General features: G+C 45.0%; 14 protein-coding genes. 6 read left to right on the top strand and 8 right to left on the bottom strand.

Annotated features, from left to right (window positions below; translation table 11 throughout):
• Positions 1-53: 53 nt before the first annotated feature.
• Together fghA and MHO32_RS08400 are read right to left on the bottom strand one after the other, a co-directional pair.
• Complete coding sequence (gene fghA, locus MHO32_RS08405) at positions 54-893, bottom strand: S-formylglutathione hydrolase (RefSeq protein WP_239211173.1); 840 nt, start codon at positions 891-893, stop codon at positions 54-56.
• A gap of 188 nt (positions 894-1,081) precedes the next feature.
• Positions 1,082-2,230, bottom strand: coding sequence for an S-(hydroxymethyl)glutathione dehydrogenase/class III alcohol dehydrogenase (locus MHO32_RS08400; RefSeq protein ID WP_005447284.1), 1,149 nt, complete (start codon positions 2,228-2,230; stop codon positions 1,082-1,084).
• A gap of 291 nt (positions 2,231-2,521) precedes the next feature.
• Here MHO32_RS08400 and MHO32_RS08395 point away from each other — a divergent pair, with 291 nt between their 5' ends.
• The 3 genes from MHO32_RS08395 (at position 2,522) to MHO32_RS08385 (ending at position 4,958) form a co-directional block, all read left to right on the top strand.
• Positions 2,522-3,319: an arylamine N-acetyltransferase family protein gene (locus tag MHO32_RS08395; RefSeq protein WP_049535081.1), complete on the top strand. Its 798-nt coding sequence runs from the start codon at positions 2,522-2,524 to the stop codon at positions 3,317-3,319.
• Positions 3,320-3,507: 188 nt separating this feature from the next.
• A complete protein-coding gene (locus MHO32_RS08390; RefSeq protein WP_114320328.1) occupies positions 3,508-4,020 on the top strand; it encodes a GNAT family N-acetyltransferase in 513 nt (170 codons plus the stop codon).
• Positions 4,021-4,088: 68 nt separating this feature from the next.
• Complete coding sequence (locus MHO32_RS08385; protein ID WP_005447289.1) at positions 4,089-4,958, top strand: LysR family transcriptional regulator; 870 nt, start codon at positions 4,089-4,091, stop codon at positions 4,956-4,958.
• 69 nt (positions 4,959-5,027) lie between these two features.
• On the opposite strand, the gene MHO32_RS08380 is transcribed toward MHO32_RS08385, so the two are convergent.
• The 3 genes from MHO32_RS08380 to MHO32_RS08370 all read right to left on the bottom strand — a co-directional run bounded on the left by MHO32_RS08380 (position 5,028) and on the right by MHO32_RS08370 (position 8,823).
• Positions 5,028-5,801: a siderophore-interacting protein gene (locus MHO32_RS08380; RefSeq protein WP_239211171.1), complete on the bottom strand. Its 774-nt coding sequence runs from the start codon at positions 5,799-5,801 to the stop codon at positions 5,028-5,030.
• A 234-nt stretch (positions 5,802-6,035) separates the two neighbouring features.
• Positions 6,036-7,958 (bottom strand): S9 family peptidase, encoded by a 1,923-nt coding sequence (locus MHO32_RS08375; protein WP_239211169.1) that lies wholly within the window; start codon positions 7,956-7,958, stop codon positions 6,036-6,038.
• Positions 7,959-8,238: 280 nt separating this feature from the next.
• A complete protein-coding gene (locus tag MHO32_RS08370) occupies positions 8,239-8,823 on the bottom strand; it encodes a LysE family translocator (protein ID WP_239211168.1) in 585 nt (194 codons plus the stop codon).
• A gap of 147 nt (positions 8,824-8,970) precedes the next feature.
• Here MHO32_RS08370 and MHO32_RS08365 point away from each other — a divergent pair, with 147 nt between their 5' ends.
• Positions 8,971-9,411: an Lrp/AsnC family transcriptional regulator gene (locus MHO32_RS08365; protein WP_045486755.1), complete on the top strand. Its 441-nt coding sequence runs from the start codon at positions 8,971-8,973 to the stop codon at positions 9,409-9,411.
• A 215-nt stretch (positions 9,412-9,626) separates the two neighbouring features.
• Positions 9,627-10,805, top strand: a complete 1,179-nt coding sequence (locus tag MHO32_RS08360; protein WP_239211322.1) for a lytic polysaccharide monooxygenase — start codon at positions 9,627-9,629, stop codon at positions 10,803-10,805.
• Between the two features lie 56 nt (positions 10,806-10,861).
• Here MHO32_RS08360 and MHO32_RS08355 read toward each other — a convergent pair whose 3' ends face one another.
• Both MHO32_RS08355 and MHO32_RS08350 read right to left on the bottom strand, forming a co-directional pair.
• Positions 10,862-11,491 carry an HAD-IB family hydrolase gene (locus tag MHO32_RS08355; RefSeq protein ID WP_017818360.1) on the bottom strand — a complete coding sequence of 210 codons (630 nt, stop codon included), beginning with the start codon at positions 11,489-11,491 and terminating at the stop codon, positions 10,862-10,864.
• A 16-nt stretch (positions 11,492-11,507) separates the two neighbouring features.
• A complete protein-coding gene (locus MHO32_RS08350; RefSeq protein WP_005428450.1) occupies positions 11,508-11,837 on the bottom strand; it encodes a DMT family transporter in 330 nt (109 codons plus the stop codon).
• 187 nt (positions 11,838-12,024) lie between these two features.
• On the opposite strand from MHO32_RS08350, the gene MHO32_RS08345 reads away from it, so the two are divergent.
• Positions 12,025-12,771, top strand: a complete 747-nt coding sequence (locus tag MHO32_RS08345) for a hypothetical protein (protein WP_005447303.1) — start codon at positions 12,025-12,027, stop codon at positions 12,769-12,771.
• Between the two features lie 240 nt (positions 12,772-13,011).
• On the opposite strand, the gene MHO32_RS08340 is transcribed toward MHO32_RS08345, so the two are convergent.
• Complete coding sequence (locus MHO32_RS08340) at positions 13,012-13,830, bottom strand: helix-turn-helix transcriptional regulator (RefSeq protein WP_239211167.1); 819 nt, start codon at positions 13,828-13,830, stop codon at positions 13,012-13,014.
• Positions 13,831-13,841 lie beyond the last annotated feature (11 nt).

Below are 13,841 nucleotides of genomic sequence, written 5' to 3'. Positions count from 1 at the left end.
TTGTATATTTAACCATTCAGTTTTTTATCGTTTTTCTTATGTCACAACCAAGGTTAAGCAAATAAGTACTCAGCGTGGAAGTTCAAGTGTTCAGCGATAAAGCTAGAGATAAAGAAGTAGCTGTGGTCGTAACCTGGCTGCATGCGCAGTTCAACTTCAGAATCATGAGCTTTTGCTGCCGCCAGTAACGCATCAGGCTTCAATTGCTCAGCAAGGAAGTTATCAGCATCACCTTGGTCTACCAAGATTGGCAATGGTGATTTTGCTTGTTTGAGTAATTCACTTGCGTCGTATTGTTTCCAGCTTTCAATATCGGTGCCTAGGTAAGCGGTAAACGCTTTCTGACCCCAAGGGCATTGCATTGGGTTACTGATTGGGCTGAAAGCAGAAATTGAGCGGTATTGATCTGAATTCTTCAAACCAATGGTAATTGCACCATGACCACCCATGCTATGACCCGAAATCGACTTCACGTCAGAGACAGGGAAGTTGCTTTCAATGATCGCAGGTAGCTCTTGGGTGATGTAATCGTACATGTGGTAGTGACGCGACCACGGCTCTTGAGTGGCGTTTAGGTAGAAACCCGCGCCTTTCCCTAAATCGTAGTTCTCGTCGTCTGCAACGTCGTCACCACGTGGGCTAGTATCCGGTGCCACAATGGCGATACCTAACTCAGCAGCCATGCGAAACGCACCGGCTTTCTGCATGAAGTTCTCATCAGTACACGTCAAACCAGACAACCAGTAAACCACAGGCACTGGGTTTGATTTGGTTGCATTTGGCGGCAAGAAGATCGCAAAGCGCATGTTGCAATTTAAAGCGCGAGATTCGTGTGTATATTGTTTATGCCAACCACCGAATACTTTGGCTTGGCTTAGGCTTTCAATGGTCATGGATAATCTCTCGATAAAACAATGTTTGTTTAAAACTGTGAGTATTTAAAACAACGATTTTTAACGGTGGACAAGACCGTTAAAGACAGCGGATGGCTCTCTTCCCAAAAGAAAACGTGTCCAAGAGAGAAGAGAGCCTGTTTCAAATTTTCAAATATCAGTCACATTACGTGAACCGTTATCTTGGATTATTTATCCATGTGAAGAACGGTACGGATAGATTCACCTTTGTGCATCAGTTCGAACGCTTCGTTCACGTCTTGTAGACCCATCGTGTGCGTGATGAATTCTTGTAGACCGAACTCGCCAGCCATGTAACGGTTTACGATTTCTGGAAGCTCAGAGCGACCTTTAACGCCACCGAAAGCAGAACCGCGCCATACGCGACCAGTTACCAGTTGGAATGGACGAGTTGAGATCTCTTGACCTGCACCAGCAACACCAATGATTACTGACTCACCCCAACCTTTGTGACAGCACTCAAGTGCTTGACGCATCACGTTTACGTTACCGATACATTCGAATGAGTAATCAACACCACCGTCTGTCATCTCAACGATAACGTCTTGGATTGGCTTGTCGAACTTCATTGGGTTGATGACGTCTGTAGCACCAAGTTGTTTCGCTAGGTCGAATTTACTTTCGTTGATGTCGACACCGATGATGCGGCTTGCTCCAGCCATACGAGCACCGATGATTGCAGAAAGACCGATACCGCCTAGACCGAATACAGCAACTGTGTCGCCTTTTTCAACTTTAGCTGTGTTTAGTACCGCACCCATACCAGTGGTTACGCCACAACCTAGAAGACAAACTTCTTCAAGTGGTGCTTCTTTGTTTACTTTCGCTAGTGAGATTTCTGGAAGAACCGTGTACTCAGAGAAAGTAGAACAACCCATGTAGTGGAAAATAGTCTCACCGTTGATAGAGAAACGGCTTGTGCCATCTGGCATTAGACCTTTACCTTGAGTTTCACGAACTGCCTGACATAGGTTAGTTTTGCCAGATTTACAGAACTTACACTCACCACATTCAGCTGTGTAAAGTGGGATAACGTGGTCGCCAACTTCAACGCTTGTTACGCCTTCGCCAACCATTTCAACGATACCGCCACCTTCGTGACCAAGGATTGAAGGGAAGATACCTTCTGGATCGTCACCTGATAGTGTGAATGCATCAGTGTGACAAACACCAGTTGCTACGATGCGTACTAGCACTTCGCCCGCCTTTGGAAGTTGTACATCAACTTCTTCCATTTTAAGTGGCTCGCCAGCAGCCCATGCAACCATTGCTTTTGATTTAATGTGAGTTTGACCAGGTTTGATTTCAAGCGACATTGGATGTTTCCTTTATATTCTCAGTATATGGAGTGACGTCATAAGCGTAGTTGAGGTTTGTTCACTGCGCTGCGTCGTTTTGTTGGTGCCCATTTTAGGTGTTTCATGAAGAATGATAATCCGGCTAAATTGAAAATGATTTTTACGTATGTGTAATAATTAGTTCGATAACGTCATTGTTAGTGCGAGTGAGGTTAAGAAGAATGACAAAAATCGCATTGGTGTTTGACCTCAAGTGCAGTTGAGGGTTTAGTGTTGTTGCCACCGTAAAAACGTTGAATTGGAATGGGTATGAACCAAACAGATCTTCAAGCCTACTTAAAGAAAGTAGGTATCTCTCAATCGCTGAATATCAATACTGATACTTTGTTATTACTACACAATGCTCAGCATCGTCGTTTGCCTTTTGAGAACTTTGATATTGCGCTTGGGCGTGGCATTTCAGTTGCTGAACAAGACATTATTAACAAACTGATTTATCGCGAGCGTGGTGGCTATTGCTATGAATTGAATGCATTACTTTTTAATGTACTGAAAACCATCGGCTTTGATGCACGACCGTTGTTGGGGCGCGTTCATTTGTCTGGCACACCATCAGGTCGAACGCATCAATTCACTTTGGTGACCATGGGGGAAGATAAGTGGATCGTTGATGTGGGGTTCGGTTCTAACACGCCACGCGCACCACTACCCTTTGTACTCAACCAAGATATTCATACTGACCTTCAAACATTCAGATTTATCGAACATGAGTTGGTTGGCTATATGTTGCAAGTTCAATCCTATGATGACCCTGAGCAATGGATTGATTTGTATAGTTTAGACTTTGAGCACGTATTTGACGGTGACATCGTATGCGGCAATCACTACACATCGACTTCACCAAATTCCCATTTCACTTCGAGTCGAGTTGCAGCGTTGGCGACAGATAGCGGCATCATTACTTTGTTCAATCACAGTTTAAAGTACCGAGCAAATGGTGAGGTCGTTGAGATTGAGCTGGAAGCGGGAGAAACGTATCTATCTGCGCTTAAAACCCATTTTGGTATCGCTCTTGATGCTGATTACTCATCTTTAAAGCCAGTGTAAGAGTCGTAACTGAGGGGGAATCGTGCTCGAAATGAGACTTCAAGCATCGCGTTACGCTTAATTTCCTTACTTATCGGCTCAAAAATGGAAAGCGCAGCTCAACCTGCGCTTTTTTTATTTGCGCTATATCTCAGTAAGTGAGTTTTCAAAGGTTTACTTTTAACCTTGAAGAATAAATGAGGTAAATCATGCGCTTTGAATACTTGCTTGATGATGAAGTCACCCAAGAACTCGATGCTAAGTTAAGAGCTTTGCTGTCCACTTGCTTCACCAAGAAGCAAGACAAAATCTTTCAAACTCAACGTTATTTCAATGAAATACCTCGTCACCGCTATCTGATTTGGGATGGCGATAAACTCGCTGCCCACGTTGCCGTACACGAAAAACAAGTCATGATTGATGATCAATCTTTTCCCATTAGTGGTATTGCAGAAGTCTGTGTTGACCCCGGTTCTCGCGGGTTAGGGCTGGTGAAAATCTTGTTGGAAGCGGTTCATCAGGATGCATTGGAGCGAGGCGACGCATTTTCTGTTTTATTTGGTCGCACGCCAGTTTATCGATCCAGTGGTTATACACCCATCAATAACTTGAAGATAAAAGTTGCCCCAAATCATTGGGTCAGTACTGATGACACCATGGTATGCTCTCTGAAAATTATTTGGCCACAACAGACGGTTCATTTAGTCGGCTATCCTTTTTAAACGGGTTTTCTCCGCGATTAACTTTGTGTGAGAATACGCAATAAATTGAATTCCATAGGATCAAAATCATGGCGAATTGGGAAGGCGTCAGCGAATTTGTCGCCGTCGCAGAAACCAACAGCTTTACCGGCGCAGCCAATAAGCTCAAAACATCGGTCGCGCAAATCAGCCGTCGTGTATCAGCGTTAGAAGAACGCTTGGCAGTGAAATTGCTTCATCGTACTACGCGTAAAGTGTCGTTAACTGAAGCTGGTCAACTTTATTACCAACAGTGTAAGCACCTTGTGGAAGGGTTAGAGTTAGCTGAGTTGGCGGTAACTCAGATGCAAGCCGAACCGAAAGGTGTGCTCAAAGTGACTGCGCCCGTGACCTATGGGGAAATGAATCTTGCTCCGCTGCTGCACCAGTTTTTAGAAAAGTACCCGCAAGTAAATCTCGATCTGATTCTTACTAACCAAAAGCTCGATTTGATTGAGCAAGGTGTCGATGTGGCGATTCGTTTGGGACGCTTGCAAGACTCGAGCTTGATCGCTAAACGCCTTTCATCGCGTCAGCTGTATGTGTGTGCCAGCCCGGCTTACTTAGAGCGCTCTGGTGAGCCGCATACCTTGTCTGAACTGAGTCATCACCAATGCTTGGTGGGTACCGCTGACTATTGGCACTTCAAAGAGCAAAAACGTGAGAAGTCTCTGCGTGTCTCTGGTCGTATTAAGTGCAACAGTGGTTTTGCCTTGGTGGATGCAGCGAAACGAGGCTTAGGCTTGGTACAACTGCCAGACTATTACGTGCAAGAGGCGTTAGACAATGGCGAGCTGGTGGAAGTATTAACTGACTACCGAGACGATCGCGAAGGTATTTGGGCGCTCTATCCGCAAAACCGTAACCTGTCGCCAAAAGTGCGCTTACTGATTGATTTCTTGGCTGAGAGCCTAAATTAGAAATAGGTACTTATGTGTTTAAAAGCTAAGTAGCAAATCTTGTTACTTAGCTTTTTTTGCGCTCTTAAATCACTGTTCGTTTAGCTCGGCATCTTCGCGTTTGATGACCTTATGACCATCTTCTGATACGCCTTGTTTCCAGTAACTGCTGAGGTAAAGGTTTTCACGCTCCACTTCTTTTTCGTTGCGGAAGTATTGGCGTAGCGCGCGCATTGAGTCGAACTCACAAGCACACCACACTGCTGCTTCACCCGTTTTCCATTCTAGTGCGCGGACTTTATCTTCGAGTGATTGCTCGGTGACCCAATGGATTTCCATACCTGCTGGCGCTTCGAGAGCTTGGATATCCGCTTCAGAAATCACGCTGATCACGGCATAACCTTTTGCGTCTTCTGGCAGAGTGCGAATCTTCGCTGATAGCGCTGGCAACGCCGTCATATCCGCAGCCATAAAGAACCAATCAGCTTCTGTGTTTAAGTTCGAGATGCTGCCAGGACCTGCGATGTTGATGGTGTCGCCTTCTTTGGCAGACATTGCCCAACGCGCGGCAAAGCCACATTGTAGGTCTTTAGTAATGTGGCGAACGAAGTCGACTTCAATCGTGCATGCTTGTGGATCGAAGCGACGAATGGTGTAGGTACGCATAACTGGACGGTTTTCTTCAGAAAAGCCTTGGATGTCAGTACCGCCTGTTTCGTTGAACAGCAGCTTGATGTAGCTGCCTTCGCAATCTTGTGGAAAGTTGCCTAGTGCTTCGCCTTGCAGGGTAATACGCTGCATGTTAGGCGTTACTGTTTGTGTGTTGATAACAACGAGGCTTTTTGGTTGTGGTTTCTTTTTCATTTTAATTCACATTTCACTACATTTGATAACTATTCTCTTTCTCATCTAAGATTAACAGCATCTCAGTAAGGCAGATAGCGTCTTTATCTAAATTTACACTCTGATGTGAAAATCGGCGATTTAATTCCGACAGACCTCGCCCGAATGAACACTTCGTCATCCATGTTTATAAGATTTGGGTTTAAAGAATAAAAAAGGGCACCGAAGTGCCCTTGGTAGAATGAGAGAGGTTGCTTATTGCGTTTGCTCTAACAAATGTGTCTTTAGGAATCGATCCATCGCTTGGTAACCATCGAGGCGATTTTCAAGAGAGCGGAAGCCATGACCTTCATTCTCTTTCACGATGTATTCCACTTCGACGCCACGTTCACGAAGAGCATTGACGATTTGGTCAGATTCGCTTTTCACTACACGCGGGTCTTTCGCGCCTTGTAGAACCAATAATGGAGCTTTGATTTGGTCAACATGGAATACCGGTGAGTATGCTTTCATCATCTTCGCATCTTCTGGGTTATTCGGATCGCCAACTTGCTCATGCAGCATAGCTAGGAATGGTGCCCAGTATGGTGGAATGGAATCCATGAAAGTAAAGAGGTTGGACACACCAACGTAGTCGATACCACACTTATATAGGTCTGGCGTGAACGTCACACCAGCTAATGTGGCGTAACCACCGTAGGATGCGCCGTAGATACATACTTCACCATCTTGTGCGTAGCCTTGGTCAATCGCCCATTTAACGCCGTCAGTGATGTCATCCTGCATCGACTGACCCCATTGCTTAAATGACTTCTCCCAGAATTCACGACCATAACCTGTTGAACCACGGAAGTTCATCTGTAGAACGGCAATACCACGGTTTGCAAACAACTGAACTTCTGGTTGGAAGCCCCAGTGATCGCGAGCCCAAGGACCACCGTGCGGCAGAACAAGCAGTGGCAAGTCTTTCGCTTCACGGCCTTTTGGTAACGTTAAGTAGCCATGGATGGTTTCACCATCACGAGCGGTATATGTGATTGGCTTCATCTTCGCCATATCTTCTGGCTTATGCCAAGGTGCGTTTGCAGCTAACTTCTCAAGTTGGTCTGAATCACGATCGTAGTAGTAGTAATTAGGACGGTCGGTGTCGCTGTAGGTCACGACGATCATTTTTCTCTCGTCGCGAGTGGTGTTGTTCACCGAGATTTCAACACCCGGTAGCTTTTCTTGCAGACGCTCAAAAGTCTCTTCATAACCTTTATCAAGGAAATGGTACTGACGTTTGTCTGTCACATAAGAGATCGTTGTGAGCTTGTTGAGTGCATTTGAGTAACTTGCACTGGTGACGTCCACTTCTGGGTGAGAGAAGATCTCGCGCACTTCTTTGTTAGCCTTCACATCATATTCGATGATCGCTGATTTATCGCGAGTGATACGTGAGGCAACGTACAGGTTCTTGTTATCTGGTGTAAATGAGATTGGAGAGAAGTCTTCTTTGAAGGTGAGGTTCTTCAATGGACGGAACTCTTCATCCACGGCATCACGGTACAGAACCGCTGTATTTACGCCGTCTGAAGTTGAAATCACGCGGATGTTCCCATCGTGGTCTGTACCCCAGTAACGCACATTCCCTGGGTTTTGAGCCACAAGCGTGTTCTTACCCGTTTTTAAGTTATGACGATAAACATCAAACACTTGCGGGTTACGTTCGTTGGTCGTGATAAGAATGTCATCTGGTTGGCTTTCTAAAGTGTCGATCACATAAGCCACTACGCCAGATGTAGGTGTAATGGTTTGCTCTTCACCCGTTTTGACATTGACCGTTACGAGATAGAAGTTTTCATCACCGCCCGTATCGCGAGAGTAAATAATGGTGTCATCACCAACCCAGTAGTAGTAAGCGATGTCACGACCAGTAATTGACGTAATACGTTTCACATCCTCTGGCTTACCAACTGGATGAACAAATACGTTTTTACGGTCTTGCCATGGTTTCATCATTGAAATGTAATCTCCAGCAGGGGAGATTTGGTAGCTAGAGACTTCAGCATTACGGAAGAAGTAATCTACGGGATATTCCGGTGGGATAACTTCGGCAGTCGTCGTGGTTGAAGTTTGGCTACAACCCGCGAGTAGTAGACCAAAAGCGGTAGCAAGAATAAGCTTGCGAGTACGCATTGTATAACGCTCCTTGTGTGACGGACCTGTCAGCATCGTGCTTGTCGGTCAGAATGAATCGATAGTCGCTATTCAAGAACAAAAGCGACAAAGCAGTGAAAGAAAAGCCAAAATCGAATATATCGATAGGGCTTATGTTTGAGGGTTTTTAATATTCTTGTCACTGCTGTTGCTACTATGACCCAATCCATCCTTGGAAGTGGCGATTTTTTGTACTTACCGAACAAGGGACTAGTCGAAATTTGGCATAAGTCACACTTATCTTTCGCTGTTTTGTCATTTATATCATTGGGATAGTCGACAAAAGCAAAAGTGCTGCCATGCCATAGTTGAATCCTTTCACTCGTTTGGAGGTAGTAAGCCAGCGCTGAAGCTGGATACCAGCAGCGGTCCAAAAGGTCACGGAAGGCAGATTCGCGAGGCAAAAAATACCCGCGATGAATGCCAGTTCTAGCCAAGAGCCACCACTGCTGTATACCGTGATTGCGGTTAATGCCATTGACCAACCTTTCGGGTTGACCCATTGAAATGCTACTGCACCTAAAAAGCTCATTGGGCGGTAATCATCGTTGACTTCCGTTTTACTGCTGGTGGCAATTTTATATGTTAGGTACAGCAAGTAAGTCAGACTCAATACTTTAAGAATGCTATGCGTGTTCGGGTAAGCATGGAACAAGCTCATTAAGCCAATGCCAACTAAGATCAGCATTGCGCCAAAGCCGAGGGTAATCCCCAGCATATGGGGGATAGTGCGTTTAAAGCCGACATTGGCGCCAGATGTCATGAGCATGATGTTGTTTGGACCCGGAGTGAAGGTCGAGACAAACGCAAACAGCGCGAGTGCACCAAGTTGAGAGTATTCCATAGTGTGTTCCTACAAATATGTTTGCCACAAAGTGATGGGCAAGGGGTTACGTTTTCTGACCGGTCAAACACAATGATAGGTAGAAGTGTCATCAATTTTGTGCTTTTATTTGATGAAAATGCTTCGCTTAAACAACAAAAGAACATTATGGATAGATTTGACGAAAGAATATTGCAAGCACTGAAATCGGACGGAAGAATTTCCAATGTAGAGCTGTCTGAGCGCGTTGGATTGTCGCCGTCTGCTACTTTGCGCCGCGTACAAGACCTCGAACGCAAAGGGACTATCAAAGGCTATCGCGCAGTGTTGGACAATCAGCAAATGGGCGTTGGTTTTGTCGCTTATGTGTCGATAGGTTTGGCGTCGCACTCAAAGCAAGCGCAGCTCGGTTTTGAAGATCATGTACGTTTTGTGGATGAGGTGGTGGAATGCCATAACATCACAGGGGCAAATGAATATTTGTTGCGTGTCGAAACTCAAGATCTTGCGGCATACAAAGCGTTTCATGCAGACGTGCTTGGTGAATGCGAATATGTCAAAGCAATCACGACCATGGTGGTGATGGACACACCAAAAGATGAACGATAACCGCTATAGGGAACATTGTGTTGTAGCACATCAATTTGAAGTGACTCGAAAGAGTGAGTCGAGTATGACTGCAGTCCACATAAAATGCTGGAAAGCAGGCTACAATCTGACAATTCCAGCATTTATTCTCACCTTCTAAATAATCGCATCCTGCTAGTTTTTCTACGTCGTTGCTTGGTTCGCGAGCAGCGTGATAGAAAATTTAAGGATGAATGATGAAATCATACGTAACCCTTCCCCTAGTGAGCTTGGGCGCGATTGCAGCGTTAAGCTCATTTAATGTTAATGCCCACGGCTGGGTCGAGTTTCCAAGCGCACGTCAAAATACCTGTTATTTAGACGGTGGCTTTTGGACCAATGAAATTCCAAACCAAGCGTGTAAGGCTGCTTATGACGAGTCGGGGGCATACCCATTTGTTCAGCGCAGTGAAGTGGCGGCTAACGTGCCAAATTATCGTGATATGGCACATGTACAAGCAATCGTTCGTGATGGAGTGCTGTGTTCTGCAGGCGATGCGGCGAAAAAAGGTCTAAACATTCCATCGCCAAATTGGCAGCGTACCAATGTCACCCCAGACGCCAACAACCAAATTGAATTGGTGTTCTATGGCAAAGCTCCACATAACCCTTCTTATTGGGAGTTCTACCTTTCCAAGCCAACTTATGACGACACGCAACCTCTTACTTGGGACGATTTAGAACTGATCGATACGGCTGGTGACGTTTATGTTGATGCAGAAAAACGCTACCGCATGCAAGTGACCTTCCCTGCTGATCGTTCGGGTGATGCGATCCTTTACACTCGTTGGCAGCGTATTGATGTAGCGGGTGAAGGTTTCTACAACTGTAGTGATATTACGTTGAATGGTAATGGCACCACACCACCAACTGACCCTGTCGATCCCACCGATCCGGGTAATAACCTCACGTCACTTGGCTATTTTGTTCCACAAGGGTTTGGTCCTGTCGAGGCGGGTGATACCGTGCGCTTTCGTACGTTTAATGAAACAGGTACTGAGATCGTCGACCTTTCACTCCCTATTAATGCCAATAACACGACGACATGGGCAGCAGAACTGGCAGATCAATTTAACTCACAGCAAACCGGTGATTGGTATGTAGGTATTTGGCATGAAGCGATGAATCACTACATGTTCGATACGAACAATGTTTATGCGAACCAAGTATTGGCTCCGAGTGCCAATTTTAGTTACGCATTATCGTTGATTAAAGGCGATACTCAACCACCAGTCGAGCCAACCAATCTTTGGAGCAAAGACGCGGTGTACAACCAAGGCGATGTCGTAACGCACAATGGTCGTGAGTGGACCGCACAATGGTGGACTCGTGGCGAAGAACCTGGAACAACAGGTGAATGGGGCGTTTGGCGCTAGCATTCTTTCTTCCCAAATAAATAAAACCCTTCTCGATTGAGAAGGGTTTCTTGTTTTTAACTGTCGGAACGACTAGCAGACCAAGGTTGCCAATTCATCGTGGCATGCTTTGCCAATTTGAGCATGGGGATGTCTTCATGTGTATCGCCATACGCGTAGATGGCTTGATATTGACTAACGTCGAACTTTGCTTGAACGCGTTCGACTTTCCTTTCCAAACTGCAGTCTTTACTGTGATAGAGCCCGCTAATGCGTTTGCTGTTCCCAAGGAGTTCACTGCACAGCAAGTGGTAACCTTGAGTGTCGCACCAAGGTTTTAAGTAGGCGTTAAGTGACGCGGAAACGACTACGATCGTATCTCCTTGAGCATGATGCCAATCTAATCGTGTTTTGGCTTCAGGGCGGATGTGTTGCACGATGATCTCTTGAGCAAACCGTGCTCCTAGTGTTTTCACTTCTTCGGTTTGTCGCCCCACAAAGGCAACAAAACTGGCGATTGGACGCATTCGTCTAGCAGGGAGGAACCCAGCTTTGTACATCGCATAAAATGGCAAGATGATAATGTTGCCTAGCCACTTGCGTGGACCCGTCACCGAGTAGTGAAGGAACAGGCTAAACATGTCCTCATCGGTGATGGTGCCATCAAAATCAAACAGTGCTAAAGCGGGCTTTCGAGAATCTGACAATCTACTGCCTTAAGGGTTAATGTGCGTGTCCGTGGGAGAAGTTTATCACCATCACGCCTGCAGCGATAAGTGCCATACCAATCCAAAGGCTGGTATCCATATGCTGGCGATACACTAGTTGAGAAATTAAGGTAACAGATACGATAGCTAAGCCAGCCCAAAGTGCGTGAACGATACCCACAGGCATACCGCCTTTCATTGCTTGTGCTAAGCAGACAAATGCTGCCAAGTGACCCAGCAAAACTAGTGTTGCTGGCAGTGGCTTGCTAAAACCGTCAGTCGCTTTAAGTGCAACATGTGAAAGGGCTTCTGCGCCCACGCCTAAAAGTAAGAAAAACCAGCTCATTGTTATCATTCGTCTTCAGTTGTTGTGGAGTGCGCTTAGTATATTGATGTCGAATAAAATGATAATCCTGCAAAAAATCAAATAACTTTTACTTAAATGTAATAATAGTGGCGTCTTACATACGCTTACACCAAGTCTTGGTTGTAGTCGTTACACTGCCGCCGTCTTTAGAGAGGAGCGTGTATTGATGCATAAAGCGATAGCGGCGACTGCGGTGATATTGGCATTGAGTGGGTGTGGCGGTGAAGGGATGTCAACGGATTCAATTCCCAAGTTCAAAGACCCTAGAGCAAGCTATCAAGTGGATGGGATCGATTTGCTCCATCACTCTATTACTGATGCAATCAGCGATGATTTACTTGGTTTTGAAGCAGAAAACTTATCGCGCAAAGTCACCTATACCCTAGACAGACTTTCTTTGGGTTTGCTGTGGGAGTTTAACGTGAGCACTTTAGAAGAGCTGCAAGCGCTAGTGCCCAATGTCGGTGACAGCAAAACCTCTTCATTCTGGAAATACCATCTCATGCGTCTTTCGCCTGATATGGTAATGGTGAGCACACCAGAGGAAATTGCGCACTTCTATTATGAACAAGAAATCATTGAAACACGCTTTGGTATCTCTACCTACAAGTTCAGTGAAAAACCGACACGTATCACCATGGTGGTCTACCCTGAAGGCATCAGTATTGAAGCATTCAATGAAGGCTATCAGGCAGAATATGACGAGAGTAAAGGCACTTACACAGTGCGACTGCAATATGAAGACGCAAATCAAAGCAGTCATTACGAAAAGCTGATTGTCGAGTTGAACGGTGATCAAGTTCGGCTTGAGAAGGGCACAAGTACGATGGAAGGTCTGGAAGTAAAAGACCACGCTAAGCAAAGCCATCGCTTCGAATATAATCGCAAACAAAACACACTCTCTATCCAATAACGATTTATTGAATATTGAAGTGGTGACTAGGTTCATTTCTGAGTAACGGTTGGGAGACTGGCTCGGAGGTCATGACTTCAATTCTATTTGCGCTTTACCAAGACCCTTTGCGCATTGGGGGGAAGAGATATTTCTTCCCCCCGTTTTTCTTGTGACTAACAGCGCCAATTAACTGCGATTTTCGCTTCTAGAAGGGGGAGTAAAAGTGTGGTCTTGGACGCAATAGATGACGTTGGATGATTACAGCTTGGCTTTGATGAAGTCCAAACCATCAGTATCAACAAAACCGGACGACTTGATCAGTCGACTCGGTTGAACCCCATAACGTCTCTTAAACACCCGACTAAAGTAATTAGGGCACCCAAACCCACTTTTGATCGCTGCTTGCTTGATCGACATACCTGACATAATGAGCGAAACTGACTTTTTTAACCTGATATTATTGGTTAACTGGGTAAAGGTAATGTTCGAGTTTTTGAGCTCAGTTAATAAGTAACTCTTGCTGATCCCTGTTTTTATCGAAACATTCTCCAACGTCCATGGGTACTCAGTGTCTGCTTGAATACAGTTAGTCATCTTATTTATGAGCTTTACAGATGATAAAATGTTCGCTTTATCGAACTCACTACAACAGCTTAAAAAAGACGTAAGTGCGAAGACGCTGATTGAGTGAACCATACATGACGAAACGTCAGATAAACAATATTCAATCGAAGAGTCGAAGTAGTCATTTGTATTAAATAACTTCTCTTGATCATCTCCCGTTCCAAAATCGAAGAAGTAATAATTATCTACAATGACTCTTAGCATTTCTTCTGTGTAAGTGAAGCGTTCAACTTCTATTTCTTTGTCCTTATTGATTGGTCTAAGTGAGACCCAACATTTAGAGTGCGCGGGAACATAAATAATGTCCCTTCCTTTAATCTGTATCATTCGACCACTCACACTAACAAAGCCTATCGCATTGGACACTCTGACTAATAAATGCCGAGAGACGTATGCTTCTATTAATAACTGTGGACTTTGATATTTGAGCGCTTTAAATGTAACTTTTTTCATAGGAATATAAA

The organism is Vibrio sp. MMH1-50 (assembly GCF_022347645.1).
GTDB classification, from domain to species: domain Bacteria; phylum Pseudomonadota; class Gammaproteobacteria; order Enterobacterales; family Vibrionaceae; genus Vibrio; species Vibrio harveyi.
The sequence above is the reverse complement of the archived record's forward strand: the minus strand, read 5'-3'. Positions and strand labels throughout refer to the sequence as shown.

Bases quoted from the DNA above. Each gene is read 5' to 3' on its own strand.
- MHO32_RS08360 (WP_239211322.1), top strand. From the start codon at position 9,627: ATGAAATCATACGTAACCCTTCCCCTAGTGAGCTTGGGCGCGATTGCA.
- MHO32_RS08380 (WP_239211171.1), bottom strand. From the start codon at position 5,801: ATGAAAAAGAAACCACAACCAAAAAGCCTCGTTGTTATCAACACACAA.
- MHO32_RS08340 (WP_239211167.1), bottom strand. From the start codon at position 13,830: ATGAAAAAAGTTACATTTAAAGCGCTCAAATATCAAAGTCCACAGTTA.
- MHO32_RS08350 (WP_005428450.1), bottom strand. From the start codon at position 11,837: ATGAGCTGGTTTTTCTTACTTTTAGGCGTGGGCGCAGAAGCCCTTTCA.
- MHO32_RS08395 (WP_049535081.1), top strand. From the start codon at position 2,522: ATGAACCAAACAGATCTTCAAGCCTACTTAAAGAAAGTAGGTATCTCT.
- MHO32_RS08390 (WP_114320328.1), top strand. From the start codon at position 3,508: ATGCGCTTTGAATACTTGCTTGATGATGAAGTCACCCAAGAACTCGAT.
- fghA (WP_239211173.1), bottom strand. From the start codon at position 893: ATGACCATTGAAAGCCTAAGCCAAGCCAAAGTATTCGGTGGTTGGCAT.
- MHO32_RS08400 (WP_005447284.1), bottom strand. From the start codon at position 2,230: ATGTCGCTTGAAATCAAACCTGGTCAAACTCACATTAAATCAAAAGCA.
- MHO32_RS08345 (WP_005447303.1), top strand. From the start codon at position 12,025: ATGCATAAAGCGATAGCGGCGACTGCGGTGATATTGGCATTGAGTGGG.
- MHO32_RS08370 (WP_239211168.1), bottom strand. From the start codon at position 8,823: ATGGAATACTCTCAACTTGGTGCACTCGCGCTGTTTGCGTTTGTCTCG.
- MHO32_RS08375 (WP_239211169.1), bottom strand. From the start codon at position 7,958: ATGCGTACTCGCAAGCTTATTCTTGCTACCGCTTTTGGTCTACTACTC.
- MHO32_RS08385 (WP_005447289.1), top strand. From the start codon at position 4,089: ATGGCGAATTGGGAAGGCGTCAGCGAATTTGTCGCCGTCGCAGAAACC.
- MHO32_RS08365 (WP_045486755.1), top strand. From the start codon at position 8,971: ATGGATAGATTTGACGAAAGAATATTGCAAGCACTGAAATCGGACGGA.